23 protein-coding genes are annotated in these 22971 nt (G+C 62.9%); 7 read left to right on the top strand and 16 right to left on the bottom strand.

All coding sequences use genetic code 11. The annotated features are described in order from the left end of the window. Nucleotides 1-106 precede the first annotated feature (106 nt). The 10 genes from ACFQPB_RS15300 to ACFQPB_RS15255 all read right to left on the bottom strand — a co-directional run bounded on the left by ACFQPB_RS15300 (nucleotide 107) and on the right by ACFQPB_RS15255 (nucleotide 8786). Complete coding sequence (locus ACFQPB_RS15300; RefSeq protein WP_382224997.1) at nucleotides 107-265, bottom strand: hypothetical protein; 159 nt, start codon at nucleotides 263-265, stop codon at nucleotides 107-109. Between the two features lie 172 nt (nucleotides 266-437). Further along, nucleotides 438-740, bottom strand: coding sequence for a hypothetical protein (locus ACFQPB_RS15295; RefSeq protein ID WP_382224994.1), 303 nt, complete (start codon nucleotides 738-740; stop codon nucleotides 438-440). Nucleotides 741-828: 88 nt separating this feature from the next. Beyond that, nucleotides 829-1062, bottom strand: a complete 234-nt coding sequence (locus tag ACFQPB_RS15290; RefSeq protein ID WP_382224992.1) for a hypothetical protein — start codon at nucleotides 1060-1062, stop codon at nucleotides 829-831. Nucleotides 1063-1209: 147 nt separating this feature from the next. Continuing rightward, nucleotides 1210-1671: a hypothetical protein gene (locus ACFQPB_RS15285; protein WP_382224989.1), complete on the bottom strand. Its 462-nt coding sequence runs from the start codon at nucleotides 1669-1671 to the stop codon at nucleotides 1210-1212. A gap of 709 nt (nucleotides 1672-2380) precedes the next feature. Continuing rightward, nucleotides 2381-2977 (bottom strand): hypothetical protein, encoded by a 597-nt coding sequence (locus ACFQPB_RS15280; RefSeq protein ID WP_382224986.1) that lies wholly within the window; start codon nucleotides 2975-2977, stop codon nucleotides 2381-2383. 55 nt (nucleotides 2978-3032) lie between these two features. Next, on the bottom strand, nucleotides 3033-3638 hold the full coding sequence (locus ACFQPB_RS15275) for an SGNH/GDSL hydrolase family protein (protein WP_382224984.1): 606 nt from the start codon (nucleotides 3636-3638) through the stop codon (nucleotides 3033-3035). Nucleotides 3639-3696: 58 nt separating this feature from the next. Further along, the gene (locus ACFQPB_RS15270) at nucleotides 3697-4179 is read right to left on the bottom strand and encodes a hypothetical protein (protein ID WP_382224981.1); all 483 of its coding nucleotides are present in this window, start codon (nucleotides 4177-4179) and stop codon (nucleotides 3697-3699) included. Further along, nucleotides 4151-6637, bottom strand: coding sequence for a VIT domain-containing protein (locus ACFQPB_RS15265; RefSeq protein ID WP_382224979.1), 2487 nt, complete (start codon nucleotides 6635-6637; stop codon nucleotides 4151-4153). Before ACFQPB_RS15265 ends, ACFQPB_RS15270 begins: the two co-directional genes overlap by 29 nt. Then, entirely contained in the window at nucleotides 6634-7089 is a 456-nt protein-coding gene (locus tag ACFQPB_RS15260) for a helix-turn-helix domain-containing protein (protein WP_382224976.1), read from the bottom strand. Before ACFQPB_RS15260 ends, ACFQPB_RS15265 begins: the two co-directional genes overlap by 4 nt. Nucleotides 7090-7355: 266 nt before the next feature. Beyond that, nucleotides 7356-8786 (bottom strand): tyrosine-type recombinase/integrase, encoded by a 1431-nt coding sequence (locus ACFQPB_RS15255; protein ID WP_382224973.1) that lies wholly within the window; start codon nucleotides 8784-8786, stop codon nucleotides 7356-7358. A gap of 483 nt (nucleotides 8787-9269) precedes the next feature. Here ACFQPB_RS15255 and ACFQPB_RS15250 point away from each other — a divergent pair, with 483 nt between their 5' ends. After that, a complete protein-coding gene (locus ACFQPB_RS15250) occupies nucleotides 9270-11990 on the top strand; it encodes a cation-translocating P-type ATPase (RefSeq protein WP_382224970.1) in 2721 nt (906 codons plus the stop codon). A 7-nt stretch (nucleotides 11991-11997) separates the two neighbouring features. Here ACFQPB_RS15250 and ACFQPB_RS15245 read toward each other — a convergent pair whose 3' ends face one another. From ACFQPB_RS15245 to ACFQPB_RS15225, 5 genes are all read right to left on the bottom strand, one after another. Then, entirely contained in the window at nucleotides 11998-13152 is a 1155-nt protein-coding gene (locus ACFQPB_RS15245) for an MFS transporter (RefSeq protein ID WP_382224967.1), read from the bottom strand. A gap of 14 nt (nucleotides 13153-13166) precedes the next feature. Next, nucleotides 13167-13514: an Hpt domain-containing protein gene (locus tag ACFQPB_RS15240; RefSeq protein ID WP_382224965.1), complete on the bottom strand. Its 348-nt coding sequence runs from the start codon at nucleotides 13512-13514 to the stop codon at nucleotides 13167-13169. Nucleotides 13515-13530: 16 nt separating this feature from the next. Next, nucleotides 13531-14088, bottom strand: coding sequence for an NUDIX hydrolase (locus tag ACFQPB_RS15235; RefSeq protein WP_382224962.1), 558 nt, complete (start codon nucleotides 14086-14088; stop codon nucleotides 13531-13533). Between the two features lie 29 nt (nucleotides 14089-14117). Next, entirely contained in the window at nucleotides 14118-15179 is a 1062-nt protein-coding gene (locus ACFQPB_RS15230) for a TRAP transporter substrate-binding protein (protein ID WP_382224959.1), read from the bottom strand. A gap of 87 nt (nucleotides 15180-15266) precedes the next feature. Beyond that, complete coding sequence (locus ACFQPB_RS15225) at nucleotides 15267-15971, bottom strand: fumarylacetoacetate hydrolase family protein (protein WP_382224957.1); 705 nt, start codon at nucleotides 15969-15971, stop codon at nucleotides 15267-15269. Between the two features lie 104 nt (nucleotides 15972-16075). On the opposite strand from ACFQPB_RS15225, the gene maiA reads away from it, so the two are divergent. Then, nucleotides 16076-16753, top strand: a complete 678-nt coding sequence (gene maiA / locus ACFQPB_RS15220; protein WP_382224954.1) for a maleylacetoacetate isomerase — start codon at nucleotides 16076-16078, stop codon at nucleotides 16751-16753. Then, nucleotides 16753-17556: a peptidoglycan editing factor PgeF gene (gene pgeF, locus ACFQPB_RS15215; RefSeq protein ID WP_382224951.1), complete on the top strand. Its 804-nt coding sequence runs from the start codon at nucleotides 16753-16755 to the stop codon at nucleotides 17554-17556. The genes maiA and pgeF overlap by 1 nt, the downstream gene beginning before the upstream one ends. Here the strand turns inward: pgeF and ACFQPB_RS15210 are convergent. Continuing rightward, the gene (locus tag ACFQPB_RS15210) at nucleotides 17476-17790 is read right to left on the bottom strand and encodes a hypothetical protein (protein ID WP_382204097.1); all 315 of its coding nucleotides are present in this window, start codon (nucleotides 17788-17790) and stop codon (nucleotides 17476-17478) included. The genes pgeF and ACFQPB_RS15210 overlap by 81 nt on opposite strands. 109 nt (nucleotides 17791-17899) lie before the next feature. Between ACFQPB_RS15210 and ACFQPB_RS15205 the strand changes: the two genes are divergently transcribed. The 4 genes from ACFQPB_RS15205 to fic all read left to right on the top strand — a co-directional run bounded on the left by ACFQPB_RS15205 (nucleotide 17900) and on the right by fic (nucleotide 22851). Continuing rightward, entirely contained in the window at nucleotides 17900-19687 is a 1788-nt protein-coding gene (locus ACFQPB_RS15205; protein WP_382224949.1) for a PHA/PHB synthase family protein, read from the top strand. A 32-nt stretch (nucleotides 19688-19719) separates the two neighbouring features. After that, entirely contained in the window at nucleotides 19720-20898 is a 1179-nt protein-coding gene (locus ACFQPB_RS15200; RefSeq protein WP_382224947.1) for an acetyl-CoA C-acetyltransferase, read from the top strand. 61 nt (nucleotides 20899-20959) lie between these two features. Continuing rightward, complete coding sequence (gene phbB / locus ACFQPB_RS15195) at nucleotides 20960-21697, top strand: acetoacetyl-CoA reductase (protein WP_382224944.1); 738 nt, start codon at nucleotides 20960-20962, stop codon at nucleotides 21695-21697. Nucleotides 21698-21891: 194 nt separating this feature from the next. Beyond that, nucleotides 21892-22851, top strand: a complete 960-nt coding sequence (gene fic, locus ACFQPB_RS15190) for a protein adenylyltransferase Fic (RefSeq protein ID WP_382224941.1) — start codon at nucleotides 21892-21894, stop codon at nucleotides 22849-22851. Nucleotides 22852-22971 lie beyond the last annotated feature (120 nt).

Below are 22971 nucleotides of genomic sequence, written 5' to 3'. Positions count from 1 at the left end.
TGGTCCTTTGGGGTTGTTTGCTGTGCGGGTTTTTGGCTCGAGGATGTGGACGAACTGGCTTGGTTGGTTGGTGACAGGTGGGTGCGGTTCTTTTGCGGCAGATACGTCAGCCGACCAGTGCCAGTTCCTGCATCTGTTCCTGTGCTTGCTCCTGTTCCTGCAAGACCATCTCTTCCGCGTTGTCAGCAGCACCCTGACAGCGAATGGGCCGCAGATAGCGGTCAGGAATGGGGCCCTCCAGGCTGTAGATGTAGTTGCCTTTCATTTGCCAAATCATCATGTCTTAACAGTTGCACCACCAGGCAGGCACTTCACCCCAGTCCCAGTCGGGTGTGCTGACGTGCCGATAGAGCACACGTACGATGTCGCCTCGGTTCTCGGGAAACTCGGTGTTCACGGTCATAGCCAAATCGCCAGGTTTGCAGTTCAACCTCATGTCAAGCCTCCACGGTGTGATGGGTCGGGGAGGGAATTGCTGCGTCGGCGTTGGTGCCGGCACTTCTGTCTCGCGGCAGTCCACGAATGGGTCGCAATGCCCGGTCTTCGATGGCGATGTTGTCCGACTGGCTTGAGACCGCCGCAGCACGGCCGCGGCTCGGCGAAAAGCACATCCACATCGGGTCGCCCACGGGACGAATCACCCACCAGTGCCCCGGTTCATCGACGAACGTGGCCGGCTTGACCACAGTCACGAAGCGACCGATGTTGGCTTCGCAGCCGTGCTCATCGGCGATGACCACGGCCAGGTCTCCTGCTTTGCAATTCAGAGGCATGTTTATTTCCTGTTCTCTTCAGCGAGTGGTGGGAGGTCTGTTCTGCTTCGCAGGCTTACTCAGCCAGCGCGGCATGCAGGGTTGCAGTCAACGTTGCCAGCTCTTCGCGGGTCAACGTCAGGCTGAGCGTCGTTTGCTCATCGCCGGGGTTTCGTGCTCCGGCCCAGCGGCTGGCAATGCGAAGGTGAAACGAGCCTTGCGGCCTCAGGATGGGGCGCACCTGGGCGCTGTAGGTGAATCCCCCCGCATCGAGGAAGGCGTGGGGTGCGTGGGGTGTCTTGTCGGTCATGGCGAAATCCTTTGCGTTGTGGGTTGCAAGTGGTCGGAATCGGTTGGTGCTTGTGGTTGTCTGGGGACAGGCTGCGCCTGGCTTCATGGCTGGCCGAGGAGGTTGTTCGTCCGGTGGCCCCTATGCCGACTGAGCGGCAGTGCCCTCTCAGGCACCCGTGGCCGCTTGGCCATAACCCAGCGCCTTGCGACGCTCGGCCAGTGAGCGGGCGAGGTCCTTTCGAACCCCACCGCGACCCGCCTTCGCAGGACGGGGCAGTTGCATCGGCCGCCGAGTGGCATCAGCACCTTGCGGCGCTTTGCCGGCATCGAGCCAGGCAAAGCCCTGTTGGCGGTTCAGGGTGCCAACCTGAACGCGCCCGTCGCTGACGGCGACGCTGTGGGCCTGGTAGCCCCGGGGCAGCTTGATGGCTGCCACCTGTTGAAGGAGCGCGGCTTGCTGCTCCTTGCGCTTGCGGTGCTCGATGAGCTCGCGCTGCGCCTTTCTCACCAAGGTCTCACGGCGCTGGCGGTCCAGCGTCGTGTCGTTGAGGACCCTGTTGACCTTGCGAGCAATCGCTTGCTCCACGGGGTCGTTGGACAGGGACTCGACGAAGGGGGTGTTCGACATGCATGACTCCTTTTGCGAAACGTCTGAACACACCGCGACGGCGTCGGAGAAGGCGATACTTCTCCCGACCGCGTGCTGTGGCGCTTCTGACGAGCCGGCATTCCGAAGGGGTGCAGGCGTGCGCAGACGCACCACCGCTGTCGCGGTGAAATGGGCTCGTTAACGTTTCGGGGGTGTCAGCGAAGCATTCGCTGCGAGGTCATGTCTGTCTGGGCCATGTGAAGCTCTCCGAGTCAAAGTCGTTTCCGAAAATGGCTTCCGGTTGCCCGGAGAGCCGCTCTTTAGCCAGCATTTGTGAGTCGCCCCGGCAATCTGTCGGTCAAATCCGGCGACGGTTCTGTCTTGCGACACAACCAGAGTTCCAAACGAAAAAAACCCGCTTCGACTGTCTTGCGGGCGGCTCGTCGAAACGAGGGGCCCAGCAAACGCCAAAACGGGTTTGGTCGCTTTAGCAGTATTTGTAAAGCGCTCTGCAATTTGACAGAACTCAGCGCTGGCGTGAATTATAGCGAGTCGACCCAACTTGTCAACCCCCTCGCGCAAAACTGCGTCACTAAGGCCCGAAAACGGGCTTCTGGGCGATGTTTTGAGAAAAAATAGGACGCACCGGAGCCAGCGAGGAAAATTGACGCCACGGCAGCCTGCCCGGGTTGCTGAAGGCGTGGCTCAAACGCGTCCGCGCCCACATCGAAGCGCAGTCGCCGCGAATTCAAACCTTCCCTTGGGCCCCAAACCAGGGTGCCGTGACGGCTTGCAGGACCAACTGCATCCCCTCCAGGTCTAGGCGGTTGTGTTTGACCACCTTGACCCAACTCGCACGAGCTTTTGGGGTGAGTTGGGCGTACTCGCGCCCCTCCCGCAATTGCCCGCGTACCAGGCGTAAGGCCGCACCCACGACAGCTTGGCCGTACCGCGCAGGCTGAGGCCTGCCAATGCAGGTCAAAAAGTGGTGCAGCGATGCCTCAGGTGGCGTGTGGCCATAGGTCTTGCGGTACCAGGGGCGTGCGGTCTTGATGGCGTTGCGGTAGACGAGACACAAGCGGGCCTGCCAGTCGGTGGTGGATAGTGCCGCCATCATGTGGCGCCAGTCGTGCTCGCTCCAGCTCACCACTCGGCGGTCTTCAAGCTCGGCAAGGAGAACCAACCGCCGCACCTGTTCCTCATGGTCCTCCAAGAGAACGTCTTTGGCGCGATAGCGGTCTGCGCAGGAAGCAAAGTCATTGTCGAGGATGGCGCCATGATTGACGCCATCAATGCGCCACCCCAGCAGATTGGGCAACTGGTCGACGTTGCCCTCGTAGTCCACATAGATGGCGTGCTCAACGTCTTGTGCGGTGAGCTTCGCCGTGGAAGCCCTGAGTTCAGGCATCCGCCACCCATTTGCTGATGGCGCTGGCCAGCTTCTTGCCAGCCTGTTCAGAGGGCTCGATGGGCGATACCGAGGAGTAGTCTTCCGGCTGTGTGAGCAGGTCGCGCAGCTCCATGATGTCAAACGTGTGTCGCATAGCAGTACGCAGCACCACATCGTTGAAAAGGGACAGCGCCGCTCTCAGCGCGGGGGTCAACCCTGGAACGGCATCGTAGATGGTGAACACCAGCGTGGGCTTGTTGACTAGGCGGATTTGCTCGAGCAAGGCTTCGTAGTGCTCGCGGAATTCGGCCTGGATGCGTTGCAGATGGTCGAGCGCTTCCATCACCGACCCCGCGGGCTGGTTCAACGTGGGCAACCAAGCCAGCGCATCGTTGCCGCCCATGCTCAAGACCAGGTGAGTGGTGTTTGCTGGCAACCGTTGCAGTTGAGCATAGACGTTTCGGGTGGTGTCGCCGTCAACGGCGACCAGGCTACAGCCAATGCCTGCCCCAAGTCCCTGCCGTAAGTGGTCGACGACGGCTTGGCCAGCAACCACGTATCGGGCGTTGTCGAGGATCGAGTCGCCGAGCAGGGCGATGTGTGGTTGTGTGACCATTGGATGCGTCTGTTGAAGTAACAATCGTTGTTTTGGTGTGCTTATTAGCCTGCGGTATTCAGGTTTGCCTGGCGTTCAGTTCTTGCATGGTCAAAGCCCCTCCTTCGCGCAGACGTATCAGATGGGCTCTCACCATCTCGGTTCGCTCAAAAGTTAACTCAACTGGCACGGCTGAATTCTCCCACTCACTCAACTCTGGGTCCACAAGATTGCCTGAGCTTTGGGGCTGGCGGAAAGACCACCGAACAAGACCTTTGTCGTGGGTCACTTGAATGCCGTCAACGATGCTAGCGCCCCCCCCTACCCCAAAGCCGCAGGTGAAGATGTCGAACCACCGCTGCTCATGCAAACTCTGGACGAGCAGGGGCAGATCGATAAAGTGCGGTTCATCGATGTGGCGTCCGTCGGCCCAGATCTCCGAATACAGGATGATCTTCCCGTCGGTCAGATGCTTGCCGTGCCCAACACCATCCTCAAGACGCAGCTCACAGTGATTGCAGGGTTTGTCCAGATCAAGCGATAGTTGGGTTTTCTCTCGCATCACGCACCTCGTCAACCGTGACCTGCTCCCCACCATCCATAGAAAGTACTCGGTCAGGCCACGTACTGGCAGTCATTTCATCCAAAACGGCCACCATCGCTTCGACCAAGACCACATCGATGCTGGCTGCACTCGCAGCCGGGTCACGGACGAACATGCCGCCCAGACGCTGTACGGTGGACTTAAATGCACCAAGTACGCCTCCGGACTTTGCCAGTGATTCATAGGTGTCTCGCCTGGACATCAGGTACAAGAAAGCCGCGACCACTTTGGGCTCGGCATACAAAGTGCCTTGGTGACTAGCCATCACAAGCTCGAGCCAGTCAACCAACCATTCGCCCACGCCCAGCTGCCGCAACCCCATGTAGGTTGTTGGCCATTCGGACGCTGGTGTGGTGCGCAACCGCTCGCTGACCCCGATAGGGGTGAGACCTGTGTAGTACGCAGAGTTGCTCCAATAGGGTGGCTCATGAAAATCCACGCCCGTGTCTCGCCGTCGAAGGAAGGCGGGTATTTCAAAGTCGTCATCCACGTCTACTTTGGGTGAAGTGTTTCGCGCTGATCTAAAGACCGCTGGCACAGCAGGCACGTCAACATCTCCCCAGTCCAGGGTTGTTGGATCCGGATAGCTGATGACCCTTGTATTGAGGTATCCACCGCTGCGGGAGAACATCACTGTGCCAGTACCACCCCAACCAGCCGGAACCATCTGGTCGACTTTGTGAAGCTCTGGCATATCGGTGGCTTTTTCGCCGTCCGGTCGCTCGTGAACCAGTAGGAAGTTGGTCTTGTCGGTCACCAATTGGTAGTCAACTGCCAGGCGAATGGCATCAATCGGTTGACCAATCGAGATCTTGTTACCGGCCGAGTGGAAATGCATAGCGGCCGCCACTCGCGACAGTGTGTCTGCCACCCCCAACCTACTCGGGAGGGTTGCAGTGCCAATCTCCTGCGGCACGTCGTCTAGGGACCGCCTGCCCAGCAGCCGCACGTCGCCTGTCGGCACCTGCCCAAAAAATGCAAAAACGTTCACCGTGTCGCCATCAAACACCGAGGGCAGAAGCGGCGACACCCACTCGGGAACCACGCCCCCAGGCCATTCGAGGCTCAAGTCAGCCAGTCGAGGCGACCTCAAGCGCGCAAACATCCTCAGGACGGCGGGTTCTACCGCCTCGCCAGGTGCCACAAAGTCACAGGCACCGCCGGAAGCCTCCGCCAAGCGACGCAGGTGAGTCTCGGCTGGGCTGCTGCCAATCCCTACGATGAACAAGCGATGTCCTGAACCTTTAGCGGAGTCGATGGTGCTATCGATCGCGCTGATTTCCCCGTCGGTCACCAACAGAATGTCACTGCTGACCGTTTGGGCCAAGGCGAAAGTCGACGACAGAGCTGCTTCCATCTCGGTACCACCCAGATCGGCCTCCATGGCGCCGATCCATCGCTGGGCGGCGAGTTTTGTCGTCTCAGTCGCCTTCCACAGGCCGCGCGAGCGGTGCTCCACGGTGCTGCCGAACCGGGACAAAGAAAAACGGTCACCTGCACCCAATTGCCGGACGATGGCTTGCAAGGCCCGCTTTGCCGCATCGATGCTGTCACCTGCCATCGAACCGGAGCAATCGACCAAGATTTTGACGGCCGTTGTGGGGATTCCTTCCGAGCGAATGCGAGGGCAAAAGCTGGCCAGGATCGCCACGCGACTGGGCTCTATGCAATCTTGAGCAGCAACAGCCACCGAGTCGTGCGCTAGCTGATCGACCACCAGCACAAAGTCTCGGTCTAAAGACTCCCGACGTGCCAATGACACGGTCAGCACACTGCCCTGATCGGATGTTCCGTGGGAAACACCAACGGGGTGGCTGGGTGAGGCGACACGTGCCTGCGCCAGCTCGCCGTGAAGCCGCAGCTCAAGTTCAAACGGATGATCTGCCGTCAGACTGTGGCTGGGTGCATGGTGCGGCATCAGACCGCCATCTTGCTGAGCATCGCCGTAGCGGGGCGCAATCACCGTCGGGATCAGCAGCCGCAGGCCACGCTGTTCGAACTGCAGCGTCTGGGCATAGCGCAGCGTGATGGCGCAATGCTCACGGGCAGCGAGATTGCCTAGGTTCAGGCTGTAGCTGTGATCACGGTTCTTCTCAAGCATGATCGCGGCATCTCCTTCCGAGATGGCTTCCTCGTAGCGCGCTTCAGCCTTTTTCTTCTCAACGACCGCGCCCGTAAGGCGCTTGTCTCCCAACACAACGTCAACGCCCATCAAGACGGCACCCCAAGGCAAGGGGAAGCTGTAGACAACCTCCACGTTTTTGTCGCCCGGGTTGCAAAAGCGCTGTTCGATGCTCGCCTCAAACATCAGACCGCGCAGGTCTCCTGAAAGCCCGACCCACATCAGGTTCACCGCTTGCCCGTCCCGCGTCTCCAAACGCGCACACTCACGCTGGTCCATGTTCTTGCCTTTCATTTCTTGCTCTTTGCATCAGCCACTGGCACCGCATCGGCGCCACTGACCTGAGCGAATACCGCCATCACACCCTTGATGAACTGGCGCACCTGCTCGGGTGACAGGCCCGCACGCCCCGGTTCGATCACCACGTCCACACCGTCTGCCACCATCAGATGGCTTCGCACCTCTACCGAACCAATGGCTCGCGCCCTAGGTGGTACCGGGGCTTGCTCGCCACGCAGCAGCTCCCGAATCCGATCTAAAGACAGACCCGCCGCCGTCCATTTCTTGATCAGCAGCAGTTGCTCCAACTGCGTTGCGCCATAGCGCGCGGCTCGGGTCTCCCCCTCGGGACGATCAACCAACCCAATCTGCACGTAATAGCGAACCGTCCGGGGCGGCAAGTCCGCGAGCACACACAGGTCAGCCAGTGGGTAGCTTGGTGTCGACGACGTTGAATCAGTGTCCATAGTGACGCATTAAATCACTATGACTGTATTTAAACAACTGTATTAATATGAGTCTGTTTGGCGTCCTGCCGGTGCTTCGCTTGCAGTGACAGCCTGGTCGTTCACTGAGCACGGGGCGTGTGTCGAAACATCTGAGCAACCGTGTGCATGCGTTGACGATCCGAAGCTGATTCTTCTCCGACGACCGTCATCAGCCGGCGCGTTGTCATCTGATAGGCGTGGTACGTGAAGCGCAGCTTAGCCCTGGGTGCCTGGCGACCGTGAACTCAGGTTGTCCTGGGTGTCGCTTGGTCTCGGGCTAAGCCTGCGACTGTTGCATTGAGCGTATCCAGGTGGGCTCCCAACAGCGTCCATGCGTCGCGCATCGGGGCTTCAAACTGAGCCCGCTGATAGATGCGCTTGACCTTCTTTTCTTCGGTGTGATTCAGGCAGCGCTCGACCACATCAGGTAGTGCGCCCAATTCAGCCATCATCGTGGCGCCCGTTCGTCGTAGATCGTGGGGAGTCCACTTGCCACCGGACAGCACAAGAGCTTCAATATGCTTCGATCGCCCGGACATTGGGGTACCACCAGGTCTTTGCCGGTCACCCACTTGCTTGGTGACGGTCTTTTCGCAAACGTGGTTCGCAAAGTCCGGTTGATCTTTCTTGGCTCGGGTTGCCGGAAACAGCCAAGGCGTGAGGCCGGTGATGGCCTTTAGTTTTTTCAACTGGCGCATGGCGAACTCACTCAGCCAAATTTCATGGCGCTTGCCATTCTTGGTCTCTGGCAGTGTCCAAGTACGACGAGCGAAGTCGATATGTTCCCATCGCGCCCCCAACACCTCACCAATGCGCGCCAGGGTCGCTACCTGAAGCAAGAGTGCAACTTGGCTGGTATCGGCCATGCCCGAATTTGGCAGTTTTTGAAATAGCGTGATCAGTTCGGACTCGGACAGCACGCGGTCGCGTTCAACGTCCTTGCCGATCTTGGCTTTCTTGATGCGCGCCGTCGGGTCCGCGTCGATGTAATCGCGGTCCAGCGCAAAGCCAAACATCTGTCGCAGGTCAGCCAAGGTCTTTTTGGCGGTGCGGACCATGTTCTGTTTGTCGGTGGCGCGCGCTTTGATGGTGTCGACCACTTCCTGGACATGCACCTTCTCCACGTCAGCAGCGGCCATGCTACCGATCAGTGGGAACACGTCGCGCTTGAAAGATCTTTCTGTCTCGTTGCCTTTGTCGACTCGCTTGACCAACTCCAGTCGCCGCCACTGCTCAAATAACCCCTCTACTGTCAACCGTGCCTGTTGCGCTGCCAGCGTCTGCAGGCGCTGTTGTTGAGTCAGGATGGCTTCTTGCCGGTCGGCTTCAATCTTCAGGCGTTCGGCATCCGCCATGGCGGCATCCCGCTGTCGTTCCACTTGAGCTTGTTCTACTGGGTCAATGCCGGCTTTGACCATCCCTCGGATACGCCCGGCCTCGTCACGCAGCGCCTTCAAGGACGTGCCGACAGACTTGCCGCCTTTTGCGCGCCAGGTACCAATAGATGGTTCTCGTGGCTTGCTGCCGTTGAGGCGGTAGCGGTACGTAACGTACACGCTGATCGATCCGTCTGCCCCTGCCCGTACCGTGCCACGCAATCCATCACCCAGCGCTATGGTTCGTCCGTTGTCGCTGGCCTTGAGTGCCAAAAGTTCAAGCTGAGAGATCACGCCCATAGCAGCCTCCGAAAATTTACCCCCACATTTACCCCCACAGTTCAGGGTGGTTGTGAGTGTACGTTGTTGGCTCTTCTAGGACGATAAATTTTAGAATGTCTTCCTAAAGTATTGATTATTATGAGATTTTGTCTCTGATATTGACGTTCCGGGACACTGTTGGAAGCTAAAATACTTGCATGGGGTGCAAGGGGTCGCGAGTTCGAATCCCGCCACGCCGACCATTTCTTCGAAAAGCCTGAGGTTTCACGACCTCAGGCTTTTTTTGCGCCTCGTGCTTGGGCTGTCGGTTGCGCCACATCAAATCAGCGTGTCACAGCGATTTCTACAATGACCTGAGCGTTTGACGATCCACCGGCGATCTCGCTCTCGATGTCCCGTTCGGGTTTCCGTGCCTGCGTGGCTGTTGCTGGCTGGCACGGTGGCATCTCAAACACCGCTTGAACCGCAAGACGCTGCCCACAAAGGCGCGAGGAAGTTGCCATGTCCCCTCCGCACGCCCCTTTGGCTGAGTCAGCAGCGACAGCACCCTGTTGGCATGCACTGGCCGCCGACGTCACGTTGCAGTCCTTGGGCAGCAACGCACATGTGGGCTTGCGGGCCGACGAGGCAAAAACCCGCCTGGCGCAACATGGCCCCAACCAATTGGCTGTGGCCCACCGTCGCCCGGCGTGGCACCGTTTTCTGTTGCAGTTCCACAACCCGCTGATTTATGTGTTGATCGCAGCGGGCTTGGCGACGTTGGCGCTCCGGGACTATGTGGACAGCGGTGTGATTCTTGGTGTGGTGCTGATCAACGCTTTGATCGGACACATCCAAGAGGGCAAGGCCGAGCGCGCGCTGGATGCCGTGCGGGGCTTGCTGGCGTCCCGCGCCAACGTGCTGCGGGGTGGCGAACGGCACCAGATCGATGCCGCCGGGCTGGTGCCGGGCGACGTGGTCTGGCTGGAGTCGGGCGACAAGGTGCCGGCCGATGTGCGGCTGTTGCGCACCAAGAACCTGCGGTTGGTGGAAGCGGCACTCACCGGCGAATCGGCGCCGGTAGAAAAGACCGTGGTGCCGGTGCCTGCCGACGCCGCCATGGGCGACCGGCTGTGCATGGCGTACTCGGGCACGCTGGTGGCGTTTGGGCAGGGCCAGGGTGTGGTGGTGGCCACGGGCGCCCAAACCGAGATCGGTCGCATCGGCAGCCTGGTGGGTGAGATGCACACGCTGGCCACGCCACTCACGCGCCGACTCGACCAGTTTGCGCGTCAGATCACCGCTGTCATTCTGGGTGTTGGCGCACTCACCTTGGTGTACGGTCACTGGGTCGCGCAGATGCCGATGATGGAGGTGTTTCTGGCGGTGGTGGGCTTGGCCGTTGCCGCCATCCCAGAGGGTTTGCCGGCGGTGGTCACCATTGTTCTGGCCATCGGTACGCGGGTGCTGGCGCGCAACAAAGCCATCGTGCGGCGCCTGCCGGCGGTGGAAACGCTCGGCTCGGTCACGGTGATCTGTTCCGACAAAACAGGCACCCTGACCCGCAACGAAATGACCGCCGTGCGCGTGCTGCTGCCAGGCGCCGAACTGGCGGTGACGGGCACCGGCTACGTGCCGGAGGGCGGCTTTTTGCACCACGGGCGGTCGCTGGACCCAGGCGACAACCCGGTGCTGATGGACCTGGCCCGTGTGGCGCTGTTGTGCAACGACGCGCGTTTGCACACTGGCCCAGAAGCCACTTGGCAACTGGTGGGTGACCCGACCGAGGGCGCCCTGCTGACGCTGGCGCTCAAAGCGGGGTTGAACCTGTCCGAAGTGCTGGCCCAATGCCCGCGTCTGGACGCGATACCGTTCGAGTCTGAGCGGCAGTACATGGCCACGCTGCACCACGACCACGAAGGCCACCACCTGGTGCTGCTCAAGGGCGCACCAGAGCGTGTGCTGGCGCTGTGTGCCACCCAGGCCGGTGGCCAGCCACTGGACCTGGCGCACTGGCACGCTGCCGTGGCACGCGCGGCCGGCGTGGGCGAACGTGTGCTGGCGCTGGCCCAGTCCCGCTGGGATGTCTCCCGGCACGAAATCGATGTGCAGGACATGCGGGGTGGCTTCGAGTTGCTCGGTTTGGTCGGCATCATCGATCCGCCGCGCGACGAGGCCATTGCTGCGGTGGCCGATTGCCAGCGCGCTGGCATACGGGTGAAGATGATCACCGGCGACCATGCGGTCACGGCCGCAGCCATCGGTCGGCAACTGGGGTTGGCGGCCGATACGGCGCTCACGGGCGATGTGATCGAAAGCCTGGACGACCAACAACTGAAAACCCGCGCACTGGACACCGACGTGTTCGCCCGCGCCAGCCCGGAGCACAAGTTGCGCCTGATCGCGGCGCTGCAGTCGCAAGGGCATTTGGTGGCCATGACGGGGGATGGCGTCAACGATGCGCCCGCGCTCAAGGCGGCTGACATCGGCGTGGCCATGGGCGGCAAGGGCACAGATGCCGCGCGCGAGGCGTCGGACCTGGTGTTGACCGACGACAACTTCGCCACCATAGCCCGCGCGGTGCGCGAAGGGCGGGTGGTGTTCGACAACATCAAAAAGTCCTTGATGTTCATGCTGCCCACCAACGGTGGCGAGGCCGGCGTGATTTTGCTGGCCATTTTTGCCGGCCTGCCCCTGCCGGTGACGGCGGCGCAAATCTTGTGGGTCAACACCGTGACCTCGGTGACATTGGCACTTGCGTTGGCCTTCGAGGCGCCAGAGCGCGGGGTGATGGACCACGCGCCCCGGCCGGTGGACGAGCCCATCGTCACTGGCGCGCTGGCGCGCCGCATCCTGTTTGTGATGCTGCTCATGGTGGCGGCCACCTTTGTTGTTTTCAACTGGGAGCTGGCGCGTGGCAGCAGCCTGGAGACTGCGCGCACCGCCGCCGTCAACATGATCGTGGTGAGCGAAATGTTCTATCTGTTCAACGTGCGCCGTTTCACCGACCACGCGTTCCGGCTGGAGACCCTCACCGGCAACCGCATGGCCATGCTGGTGTTGGCCATCCTCATCGTGCTGCAACTGCTGTTCACCTACACACCCACCTTGCAGTTGCTGTTCCGCAGCGTGGCGCTGGACGCCGCTTCGTGGGGCCTGATCCTGCTGCTGGGGGTGGCACTGTTCTGCGCCGTGGAGCTGGAAAAAGCCTGGCTGCGTCGCGCGGGTGCCTTCCGGATGTGAGCCTGCGTCAGCGTGCTGGGTCGGCCTTGAGCCAGGCCAGCACACCCAACGCGCTCAGGCCCAGCGCGGTGGACACCCACATGGCACCTGCACCCCAGCGCGCCACACAGGCGCCAAACAGCAGCGGTGCCAGCGCCTGTGCCAGCCGCGATGGCGCCATGATCCAGCCTTGGCGCTGACCGTAGCCTTGTGGCCCGAACAGGGCCAGCGGCAGCGTGCCCTTGGCGATGGTGAGGATGCCATTGCCCACGCCGTGCAACACAACAAACGCTGGGCTGGCCACCGGCCCAAATGCCAGCCAGGAGGCGGCACCCAGCGGGTGTGCGAGTGCGGCCACGCGTGCCGACCACACGGGATGAAAGCGCTGCATCAAGCCGTATTCGGCCAGGCGGCCAGCCACCTGGGCCGGCCCCACCAGCGCGGCGGTGGCCACCGCCGCCGACAGGGTGGCGCCGTGCGCCATGAGCAATTGCGGCAAATGGGCTGCCATGGCCGTGCTGATGAACCAGGTGGCGGCAAACACGTAGGCCAGTGCCCATGCCACGCGGCGCGGCGGCTGGTTGGGCGCAGACGCGCTGGCCGCTTGCACAGCCGCCGACTTCATTTGTCGCTGAGGTTCGGCGGCGCGTGCCTGCGGCAGGCTGGCATTGAGTGGCAGGCCGAGCACCAGGTGCAGCACGGCCCAGGTGGCGCAGGCTTCGCGCCAGCCCCAGGTGTGGGCCAGCCAGGCCGTGAGCGGCCAGCCCACGGTGCTGGCAAAACCCGCCAGCAGGGTGATGCCGGTGATGGCCGAACGGGCGTGCCCGCCCTGAATGCGCACCAGGGCGGCAAACGCCGCGTCATACAAACCACAACCCATGGCCACGCCAAGAACCAGCCAGCCCACCCACAACACCGCTGGTGTGGGCGCGAGCGCCAAGGTCAGCAGACCGGTGGCGAACAGCAGGCTGACCAGACTGAGCACACGGCGGCCACCGTGGTGGTCGATCGCGCGGCCGCTGAACGGCCCGAGCAGCGCCGACACGCCCAGCGCCAGGCTGAAACCCAGCCACACCTCGGTGGCGGCCATGCCCAGTTCGGCGGCCATGGCACCGGCCAGCATGGCCGGCAGGTAGTAGGACGAGGCCCAGGCCAGCGTCTGGGCGCTGCCCAGGCGAAGCACCAGCGAGGTGGTGTTCAGGTCCGCACCCAGCCCGATTCGACGTAGGCGTTGGCGGTCTCCAGCGCCAGCGCCGCCACACGCGCCACGGCGGTGTCGAGTTCGGTGCTGCCCATGCCGGTGGCGGCCAGCTTCTCGATCTGTGCGGCCAACGCCCCCAGTTGCTCAGCGCCCATGCTGATGCTGCTGCCCTTGAGGCTGTGGGCGGTGCGCCGCAGTGCCACCCAATCGCTCGCGCTCAGCAGCGCCACCAGGTGGGCGCTTTGCTCGGGCAAACCGTCAACGTACAGCTTCACGATGCCGTCGAGTTCGTCACCCAGCGCTTCGCGCAGTTCGTTCAGGGTGGCGTGGTCGATGAGCTGCATAGGGCGCTGTGCCAGGTCAGGCAATGTCGAGGGTGTGAAAACCGAAGTGTCCGCTTCGGCGGTCGGCAAAATAGCACAGCAGTGTTTCTCTGACCGTGCGGAAGGCGATGTCGTCCCAGGGGATCTGATCTTCGGTGAACAGGCGGGCCTCCTGGGTTTCGTGCCCGGGGTCAAATTGGTCGCTCAGCAGCCGTGCGCGGTAGTACATGTGTACCTGGCCCACCCGCGCCACGTTGAGCAGGGTGTACAGCGGGCCCATTTCGATTTGCGCGCCAGCTTCCTCGTCGGTCTCTCGCGCCGCGCCTTCGGCGGTGGTCTCGCCCAGTTCCATGAAGCCGGCGGGCAAGGTCCATTTGCCCAGGCGGGGTTCGATGTTGCGTTTGCACAGCAACACCTGTTCGCCGGTCTCGCCCCACACGGGCACCGTGCCCACCACGTTGAGCGGGTTCTCGTAGTGGATGGTGTGGCAGGCGGGGCAGACGGCGCGCACGCGCGTGTCACCATCATCGGGCACCCGGTGTTGCACCTGGGTGCCGCACACACGGCAGTGGTTGACGGGGAAACGCGGCAGCATGCGACGAGTGTAGCGTCGCCGCAGGTCCCTCAAGCCTTGGCGGGTTTGGTCGCCTTGGTGTGTTTGTCGATCAGGCTGCGTGCGGTGTCGAGCAGCTTGCGGCCGTCGAAGCCGCGCTTGTTCATGTCGTCCACCCACTCCACCTCCACCTGGCGGGCCTTGCGGCGGAACTCCTGCGCATCGGCCTGGGGAATGGTGTAGATCGTGTTGCCACGGTCGGCAGCGGCCTTGCGGCCCGGCACGTCACCCGCCTGCTGCACCTGGCCCAGGTAGGCTGAGGTGGCCATGCCTGAGTTGGCGTCGATGATTTTTTTGAGGTCGGGCGGCAGCGAGGCGTATTTGGCCTTGTTCATGCCCATCACAAAGGTGGTGGTGTACAGCGCGCCGCCGGCGGGGTCGAACTCGCTGTGGAACTTGGTCAGCTCGTGCACCTTGACGGCGGGCACCACTTCCCAGGGAATGGCGCAGCCGTCGATCACACCCTTGGACAGCGCGTCCGGAATTTGCGGCAGTGGCATGCCCACCGGCGTGGCGCCCAGGTAGCCCAGCATCTTGGTGATCTGGCGGGTGGGGCCGCGCAGCTTCATGCCACGCAGGTCATCGGGGTGCCGGATCTGTTTGTTTTTGGTGTGGAACATACCCGGGCCGTGCACCTGCAGGGCGATGGGCTGGATGTCCTTGTACTCGTCGGCCGCCATGGTCTGGATGTACTCCCAGAAGGCCTTGGAGGTGGCCTCGGCGTTGGTCATCATGAAAGGCAGCTCGAACACTTCGGTGCGCGGGAAGCGCCCAGCGGTGTTGCCCGGCAGCGTCCAGACGATGTCGACCACGCCGTCTTTGGCCTGGTCAAACAGCTGCACCGGCGAGCCGCCCAGCTGCATGGCCGGGTAGGCCTCGAACTTGATGCGCCCGCCTGACTCCTTTTCGACCTTGTCCATCCACCACTTGTGCATGTTGAGCCACACGTTGGACTGTGGCGCCATGAAGGTGTGGAACTTGAGCGTCACGCTTTGTTGGGCAAAGCCCGCCAGGGCGGGGGCGCCCAGCGCCACGGCGGCGGAGGACTGGAGCAGGGTGCGGCGCTGGATCATGGGAAGTCTCCTGGGGGTCTGAGGTGGGCGCGAGTGTAGCCCCGGGGTTGGTCTGGGCTCAATCCGCGTATCTACTGAAGCGGGGCCTTATGCCACCGCCACACGGATGGGTGTGAGGCCCCCTACGCCACCTTCCATCACGTCGCCAGCTTTCACGGCGGCCACCCCTTCGGGTGTGCCGGTGTAGATCAGGTCGCCGGCTTGCAATTTCCAGGCGGCCGACAGGTGTTCGATGGTTTCGGCAATGTTCCAGATGAGCTTGGACACGTTGCTGCGCTGGCGGTCTGCCCCGTTCACCTGCACCCAGATGTCGGCCTGCGCAATGTCGCCTGCCTGTGCGGCGAGGGTGATGGGGCCGATGGGGGCGGACTGGTCGAAGGCCTTGCCGATGCACCAGGGGCGGCCCTGCTTCTTCATGTCGTTTTGCAGGTCGCGCCGCGTCATGTCCAGGCCCACGGCGTAGCCGTAGATGTGCTTGAAGGCGTCGGCCGCCTGGATGTTTTTGCCCCCGGTGCCAATGGCCACCACCAACTCGATTTCGTGGTGCAGGTTGCTGGTCTGGCTGGGGTAGGTTATTGCTGCGGTCTGCCCGGCATCGGCCACCACAATGGCATCGGCCGGCTTGAGAAAAAAGAAGGGCGGCTCGCGACCGGTGAAGCCCATTTCCTTGGCGTGTTCCTCGTAGTTGCGGCCCACGCAGTAGATGCGGTGCACCGGAAAGCGGGCCGGCTGGCCCACCACCGGGACCGAGACCGTGGCAGGGGGGACGAACACAAAAGCATCAAGCGACATGGGTTTTCCTGAAGGTGTGTGGGCTGACCGAGGCGGGCAGTGTGCCACGCTCAGCAGGGTTTGTTGGCCCGTGGTTTTGCGAGGCTGGGTTTATCCTAGCGCCCATGAAGCTCTACAACTTTTTCCGTTCGGGCACCTCTTTCCGGGTGCGCATCGCCCTCAACCTCAAGGGCCTGCCCTACGAGTACCTGCCGGTGGCCTTGCCTAAGGGCGAGCACAAGCAGGATGCCTACCGCGCAGTGAGCCCCGACACCCTGGTGCCCGTGCTGGATGTGCAGGGTGACCCCGACCAGGCGCTGCTGAGCCAGTCCATGGCCATCATCGAATACCTGGACGAAACCCACCCCCACCCGCCGTTGTTGCCGGCCGATCCGCTGGGCCGCGCCCGCGTCCGCGCCCTGGCCCAAACCGTGGCCTGCGAAATCCACCCCGTGAACAACCTGCGCATCCTCAAGTACCTGGGCAGCACGCTCCAGGTCACCGACGCGCAGCGCGACGCCTGGTACAACCATTGGGTGCTGGAAGGTCTGCAGTCGTACGAGCGCCGCTTGCAAGACCTGGCCGAGCAGCGCGCCGCCGCCGGTTTGCCGCCCTCGGTCTATTCCTACGGCGACACGCCCACCCTGGCCGACTGCTGCCTGGTGCCCCAGGTGATCAACGGTACGCGTTTTGGCTTGAAGTACGAGAACCTGCCTTTGACGATGGCCGTTCACGAGGCCTGCATGAAACTGCCCGCCTTCCAGCAGGCCCATCCGTCGAGCTGCCCGGACTTCACGCCCTGATGGCTGAGTCCGACTGGCTGGTGCCTGAGTGGCCTGCACCGGCGCGCGTGAAGGCCATCTTCACCACCCGCGCGGGCGGTGTGTCGCAGGCGCCTTTTGACAGCCTGAACCTCGGCGACCATGTGGGCGATGCGCCCGACGCCGTGGCGACCAACCGCCAGCGCCTGGGCGGCGCCATCCACGCCGCCCCGGTGTTTTTGCAGCAGGTGCACGGCGTGGCGGTGGCCCACCTGGACCGCCCAGCGCCCGCGCCCGGTGTGCCGGTCGCCGATGCCTGCCTCAGCGCCGAAGTGGGGCAGGCCTGCACCATCATGGTGGCCGATTGCCTGCCCATCCTGCTCACCGATCGCGCCGGTCGCTGGGTGGCGGCTGCTCACGCGGGCTGGCGTGGCTTGGCGGGCCAGCAAGGCGTTGGCGTCATCGAGTCGGTGCTGGCGGCGCTGCGCGCGCGCGCGGCTGAGGCGGGCGAGTCGGTGGCCGATGCCGATTGGCTGGCCTGGCTGGGCCCCTGCATCGGTCCAACGGCATTTGAGGTGGGGCCCGAGGTGCAGGCGGCATTCACCGACAGCTTGCCCGCCGCGCAGGTCTGTTTTGTGCCTCAGCCTCAGGGCAAATGCCTCGCCGATCTGGCGGGGCTGGCGCGGCAGCGCCTGCAGGCCGCCGGCGTCACGTCCATGTGGGGCAACGACGGCTCCGCCGACTGGTGCACCGTCGGCCAAGCTTCACGTTTCTTTTCGCACCGGCGCGACGCCGGGCGGCTCGGCAGCACCGGGCGCATGGCCGCCTGCATCTGGCTCGGCTGAGGCCGGCGCCTGGGCCTGCGCGGCCTGCCAGGCCGCCAGTTCCGCAGCCTCGCGGGCCTTGATCTTTCGTTTGCGCGCGGGGGTCGACATCAGGTAAACCACCAATGCCATGGGCCCAAGACCGTAGAGCAAAAAGGTCACAATGGCACCCAGGACACTGCCTTCGGGGTTGGTGGCCTCGGCGAAGGCCATCATCAAGGTGACATACAGCCAGGCTATGACTACGAGGTACATGGTGTTGAGTCAGTGGGAGGTAAGGGATTGGCCCGCATCATCGGGGTTGATAGCGCATGGAACGCCTCTTGCTGCACAGCGATAATGCCCTATCACGTTGGAGACACGTATGAGTTCAGAACCGAATTGGCTGGCCACCGCGCAACAGTTCCAGCAACAGCTGGTCAATCAATGGACGAAGATAGCGCAAGGCACGGTCAAAGTACCTGACCTCGCGGAAAACCCCTTGATGGCCGCCATGCAGGCTGCGGTGCCCAGTGGGGCAGGGGCCAACGGTTGGGGCTTGCCCGTGGGGGCCACCGATCTGTTCAAGGCGGCCAACGGGCAGCCGGTGTCCTTCGACATGGGCAAGCTGCTGGAGATCCAGCGCAACTACCTGACCGAAGTGGCCGAACTCTGGAACCAGGGCTTGCAGGCCAAGCCCCTGGCCGACCGCCGCTTCTCCAGCGAAGCCTGGAGCAAAAACCCCGTGTCGGCCTTTTCGGCCGCGGCCTATCTGCTGAATGCGCGCACCCTGATGGCCATGGCCGAGGCGGTGCAGGGCGACGCAAAAACCCGCAACCGGGTGCGCTTCTCAGTGCAACAGTGGATCGACGCCAGCTCGCCCAGCAACTTCCTGGCCTTCAACGCTGAAGCCCAGAAAAAAGCCCTGGAAACGCAAGGCGAGAGCATTGCCAAAGGCATGCAGAACCTGCTGCACGACATGAAGCAGGGCCACGTGTCCATGACGGATGAGAGCGTGTTCGAGGTGGGCAAGAACGTGGCCACCACCGAAGGCGCGGTGGTGTTCGAGAACGAGCTGTTCCAGCTCATCGAATACAAACCGCTGGGTGCCAAGGTGTTTGAGCGGCCGTTCCTGATGGTGCCGCCCTGCATCAACAAGTTCTACATCCTCGATCTGCAGCCCACCAACTCCATGATCCGCTACGCGGTGGAGCAGGGCCACCGCACTTTTGTGGTGAGCTGGCGCAACCCCGACGAGTCGATGGCCCAGGTCACCTGGGACCAGTACATCGAAGACGCGGTCATCCGCGCCATCGACGTGGTGCGCGACATCACGGGCGCCGACACCATCAACGCGCTGGGCTTCTGTGTGGGGGGCACCATGTTGTCCACCGCGCTGGCCGTGCTGGCCGCCCGTGGCCAGCACCCGGTGCAAAGCGCCACGCTGCTGACCACGCTGCTCGATTTCACCGACACCGGCATACTCGACGTGTTCATCGATGAGAACTTCTGCAAGTTCCGCGAGATGCAGTTCGCCCAGGGCGGCCTCATGCCCGGACGTGATCTGGCCACCACCTTCAGCTTTCTGCGCCCCAACGACCTGGTGTGGAACTACGTGGTGGGCAACTACCTCAAGGGCGAAACCCCGCCGCCCTTCGACCTGCTCTACTGGAACAGCGACGCCACCAACCTGCCCGGCCCCTACTACACCTGGTACCTGCGCAACACCTACCTGGAAAACAACCTGGTCAAGCCGGGTGTGGCCACGGTCTGCGGCGAGAAGATCGACTTCCGCCAGGTCAAGCTGCCGGTTTACATCTACGGCTCGCGCGAAGACCACATCGTGCCCATCGGCGGCGCGTACGCCAGCACCCAGCACCTGCCCGGCCCCAAGCGTTTTGTCATGGGCGCGTCCGGCCACATCGCCGGGGTGATCAACCCACCTGCGGCCAAGAAGCGCAGCCACTGGATTGGCCCAGCCAACAAATTCCCGGCCAACGTCAACGACTGGATCGCCAGCGCCAAGGAGCACCCGGGCAGCTGGTGGACGGACTGGGCCGACTGGCTCAAGGGACACGCGGGCAAACAGATTGCTGCGCCCAAAGCCTACGGCAGCCGCGCCTACAAGGCCACCGAGCCGGCCCCTGGCCGCTACGTCAAGGCCAAGGCTTGAGAGACACAACCGATTTGCAACAGGAGAAGCACATGGAAGACATCGTCATCGTTTCGGCCGCCCGCACCGCCGTGGGCAAGTTTGGTGGTTCGCTGGCCAAATCACCGGCCACCGAACTGGGCAGCATCGTCATCAAGGAACTGCTGGCACGCACCGGCCTGCCCGCCGACGCCATCGGCGAAGTGATCATGGGCCAGGTGCTGGCCGCAGGCGTGGGCCAGAACCCAGCCCGCCAGGCCATGATGAAGGCCGGCGTGGCCAAGGAAACCCCCGCGCTGACCATCAACGCCGTTTGCGGCTCCGGCCTCAAGGCGGTGATGCTGGCGGCGCAAGCGGTCGCCTGGGGCGACAGCGAAATCGTCATTGCCGGTGGCCAGGAAAACATGAGCGCCAGCCCCCACGTGCTCAATGGCAGCCGCGACGGCCAGCGCATGGGCGAGTGGAAGATGGTCGACACCATGATCGTGGACGGCCTGTGGGACGTGTACAACCAGTACCACATGGGCATCACCGCCGAGAACGTGGCCAAGGCCCACGGCATCACCCGCGAAATGCAGGACGCGCTGGCCGCAGGCAGCCAGGCCAAGGCCGCCGCCGCCCAGGCCGCCGGCAAGTTCAAGGACGAAATTGTGGGCGTGAGCATCCCGCAGCGCAAGGGCGATCCGGTGCTGTTCAACAGCGACGAATTCATCAACGGCAAGACCACCGCCGAGGTGTTGGCTGGCTTGCGCCCCGCGTTTGACAAGGCCGGCTCGGTCACCGCCGGCAACGCATCGGGCATCAACGACGGCGCGGCCGCCGTGATGGTGATGAGCGCCAAGAAGGCCGCTGCCCTGGGTCTGACGCCGTTGGCGCGCATCGCCGCTTTCGGCACCAGCGGCCTGGACCCGGCCACCATGGGCATGGGCCCGGTGCCGGCCTCGCAAAAGGCCCTGGCGCGCGCCGGCTGGAAGGCCGGCGATGTGGACCTGTTCGAACTCAACGAAGCTTTTGCCGCTCAGGCCTGCGCCGTCAACCAGGCGCTGGACATCGATCCGGCCAAGGTCAACGTCAACGGTGGCGCCATTGCCATCGGCCACCCCATCGGTGCGTCCGGTTGCCGCATCCTGGTGACGCTGCTGCACGAAATGCAGCGCAGCGGCGCCAAGAAGGGTTTGGCCGCGCTGTGCATCGGTGGCGGCATGGGGGTTTCCCTCGCTGTCGAGCGCTGAGAAGCGCCCTAGCATCACATTCGCATTTCAGTTTCCACAACGACAACAGAGGAACACACACATGAGTCAGAAAGTTGCATACGTCACCGGTGGCATGGGTGGCATCGGTACCGCCATCTGCCAGCGCCTGCACAAAGAGGGCTTCAAGGTCATCGCCGGTTGCGGTCCGACGCGCGACCACGCCAAGTGGATCGCCGAGCAGGCCGCGCTGGGCTACACCTTCTACGCGTCGGTGGGCAATGTGGGCGATTGGGACTCCACCGTCGAAGCCTTCAGCAAGACCAAGGCCGAACACGGCAGCATCGACGTGCTGGTCAACAACGCCGGCATCACCAAGGACCGCATGTTCCTGAAGATGTCGCGCGAAGACTGGGACGCGGTGATGAACACCAACCTCGACTCCATGTTCAACGTGACCAAGCAGGTTGTGGGCGACATGGTGGAAAAGGGCTGGGGCCGCATCATCAACATCTCGTCGGTCAACGGTGAAAAGGGCCAGGCCGGCCAGACCAACTACTCGGCCGCCAAGGCTGGCATGCACGGCTTCTCCATGGCCCTGGCGCAGGAGCTGGCCACCAAGGGCGTGACCGTCAACACCGTGAGCCCGGGCTACATCGGCACCGACATGGTCAATGCCATCCGCCCCGACGTGCTGGAAAAAATCGTGGCCACCGTGCCCGTCAAGCGCCTGGGCAAACCCAGCGAGATCGCTTCCATCATCGCCTGGTTGGCCTCGGAAGAGGGCGGCTACGCCACCGGCGCCGATTTCTCGGTCAACGGCGGTCTGCACATGGGCTGATCCCTCTGGGTGCCCTCGCAAAGCCCGCTTCGGCGGGTTTTTTTGTGCGCGCTGGGATAATCGGGGTTTGTCATCGGCATCGACATTCACGCTGTACGTGTCGATATTTCATAAAAACGAGAACACGTTTTGTTGACGTGTCGTTTGTGGCGACATACGCTGACCATCTGTCGCCAAAACGAGATTTTTGCATCATGACCGACGCCGCCTTTGCCTGGCACCCCGAGCAGCCCCACAACCAGCTCCCAGCGTTGCCCCCGGCGCACGAGCTGGAGACCCGGGCCGTGCTCAAGGCCTGCATCGAGGCCCGCGCCGCGCTGGCCGAGCTGAAGCAGGCCGCCGAGCTGATCCCCAACCAGGCGATGTTGATCAACACCATCCCGCTGCTGGAAGCCAAAGACAGTTCGGAAATCGAAAACATCGTCACCACGACCGACCAGCTGTTCCAGTACGCGCAGGGACACGACAACGCCGACCCGGCCACCAAAGAAGCCTTGCGCTACCGCACCGCGCTGCACCAAGGCTTTCAGTCGCTCAAGGCAAGGCCGCTGTGCACCGCCACCGCCGTGGACGTCTGTCGCACCCTCAAGGGCGTGGACATGGACATCCGCCGCACCCCGGGCACCCAGCTCGCCAACGACCGCACCGGCGAGGTGGTCTACACCCCGCCCGAAGGCGAAGCCCGCTTGCGCGACATGCTGGCCAACCGGGAGCGCTTTCTGCACAACCAGACCGAGCTGGACCCCTTGATCCGCATGGCCGTGGGCCACTACCAGTTCGAAGCCATCCACCCGTTTACCGATGGCAACGGTCGCACCGGCCGCGTGCTCAACATCCTCTACCTCATTCAGGAAGGGCTGTTGAACCTGCCCATCCTGTACCTCAGCCGCCATGTGATCGCCCACAAGGCCGACTACTACCGCCTGCTGCTCTGCGTCACGCGCGACGGCGCTTGGGAGCCCTGGCTGCTCTTCATGCTGCAGGCCGTGGCTGACACCTCCAAATGGACCACCGGCAAGATCGCCGCCATCCGCGCGCTGGCCGAACACACCACCGAACACGTGCGCACGCGCCTGCCCAAGATCTACACCCGCGAGCTGGTGGACGTGATCTTTGAGCAGCCCTATTGCCGCATCGGCAACCTGGTGTGTTGACGCCGACCGAAAACTGACCCACTTTAGGGGTTTGTGCCGACTCAAAACTGACCCAGGTGTTTTACTCGCTCTGCCCAAATTTTGGGCAGGGGGCAAAGAGGGTGATCACCATGGAAATGT

The organism is Hydrogenophaga atypica (genome assembly GCF_042665215.1).
Taxonomy (GTDB): domain Bacteria; phylum Pseudomonadota; class Gammaproteobacteria; order Burkholderiales; family Burkholderiaceae_C; genus Hydrogenophaga; species Hydrogenophaga defluvii_A.
Note: the sequence above shows the minus strand (reverse complement) of the source record. Positions and strands in the feature narration are given on the sequence as shown.

Coding starts and splice junctions, on each gene's coding strand:
- ACFQPB_RS15250 (WP_382224970.1), top strand. CDS start 9,270: ATGTCCCCTCCGCACGCCCCTTTGGCTGAGTCAGCAGCGACAGCACCC.
- ACFQPB_RS15210 (WP_382204097.1), bottom strand. CDS start 17,790: ATGTACCTCGTAGTCATAGCCTGGCTGTATGTCACCTTGATGATGGCC.
- ACFQPB_RS15270 (WP_382224981.1), bottom strand. CDS start 4,179: ATGCGAGAGAAAACCCAACTATCGCTTGATCTGGACAAACCCTGCAAT.
- ACFQPB_RS15230 (WP_382224959.1), bottom strand. CDS start 15,179: ATGATCCAGCGCCGCACCCTGCTCCAGTCCTCCGCCGCCGTGGCGCTG.
- ACFQPB_RS15240 (WP_382224965.1), bottom strand. CDS start 13,514: ATGCAGCTCATCGACCACGCCACCCTGAACGAACTGCGCGAAGCGCTG.
- fic (WP_382224941.1), top strand. CDS start 21,892: ATGACCGACGCCGCCTTTGCCTGGCACCCCGAGCAGCCCCACAACCAG.
- ACFQPB_RS15285 (WP_382224989.1), bottom strand. CDS start 1,671: ATGTCGAACACCCCCTTCGTCGAGTCCCTGTCCAACGACCCCGTGGAG.
- ACFQPB_RS15300 (WP_382224997.1), bottom strand. CDS start 265: ATGAAAGGCAACTACATCTACAGCCTGGAGGGCCCCATTCCTGACCGC.
- ACFQPB_RS15255 (WP_382224973.1), bottom strand. CDS start 8,786: ATGGGCGTGATCTCTCAGCTTGAACTTTTGGCACTCAAGGCCAGCGAC.
- ACFQPB_RS15205 (WP_382224949.1), top strand. CDS start 17,900: ATGAGTTCAGAACCGAATTGGCTGGCCACCGCGCAACAGTTCCAGCAA.
- ACFQPB_RS15235 (WP_382224962.1), bottom strand. CDS start 14,088: ATGCTGCCGCGTTTCCCCGTCAACCACTGCCGTGTGTGCGGCACCCAG.
- ACFQPB_RS15260 (WP_382224976.1), bottom strand. CDS start 7,089: ATGGACACTGATTCAACGTCGTCGACACCAAGCTACCCACTGGCTGAC.
- ACFQPB_RS15290 (WP_382224992.1), bottom strand. CDS start 1,062: ATGACCGACAAGACACCCCACGCACCCCACGCCTTCCTCGATGCGGGG.
- pgeF (WP_382224951.1), top strand. CDS start 16,753: ATGGCTGAGTCCGACTGGCTGGTGCCTGAGTGGCCTGCACCGGCGCGC.
- phbB (WP_382224944.1), top strand. CDS start 20,960: ATGAGTCAGAAAGTTGCATACGTCACCGGTGGCATGGGTGGCATCGGT.
- maiA (WP_382224954.1), top strand. CDS start 16,076: ATGAAGCTCTACAACTTTTTCCGTTCGGGCACCTCTTTCCGGGTGCGC.
- ACFQPB_RS15225 (WP_382224957.1), bottom strand. CDS start 15,971: ATGTCGCTTGATGCTTTTGTGTTCGTCCCCCCTGCCACGGTCTCGGTC.
- ACFQPB_RS15265 (WP_382224979.1), bottom strand. CDS start 6,637: ATGAAAGGCAAGAACATGGACCAGCGTGAGTGTGCGCGTTTGGAGACG.
- ACFQPB_RS15275 (WP_382224984.1), bottom strand. CDS start 3,638: ATGGTCACACAACCACACATCGCCCTGCTCGGCGACTCGATCCTCGAC.
- ACFQPB_RS15200 (WP_382224947.1), top strand. CDS start 19,720: ATGGAAGACATCGTCATCGTTTCGGCCGCCCGCACCGCCGTGGGCAAG.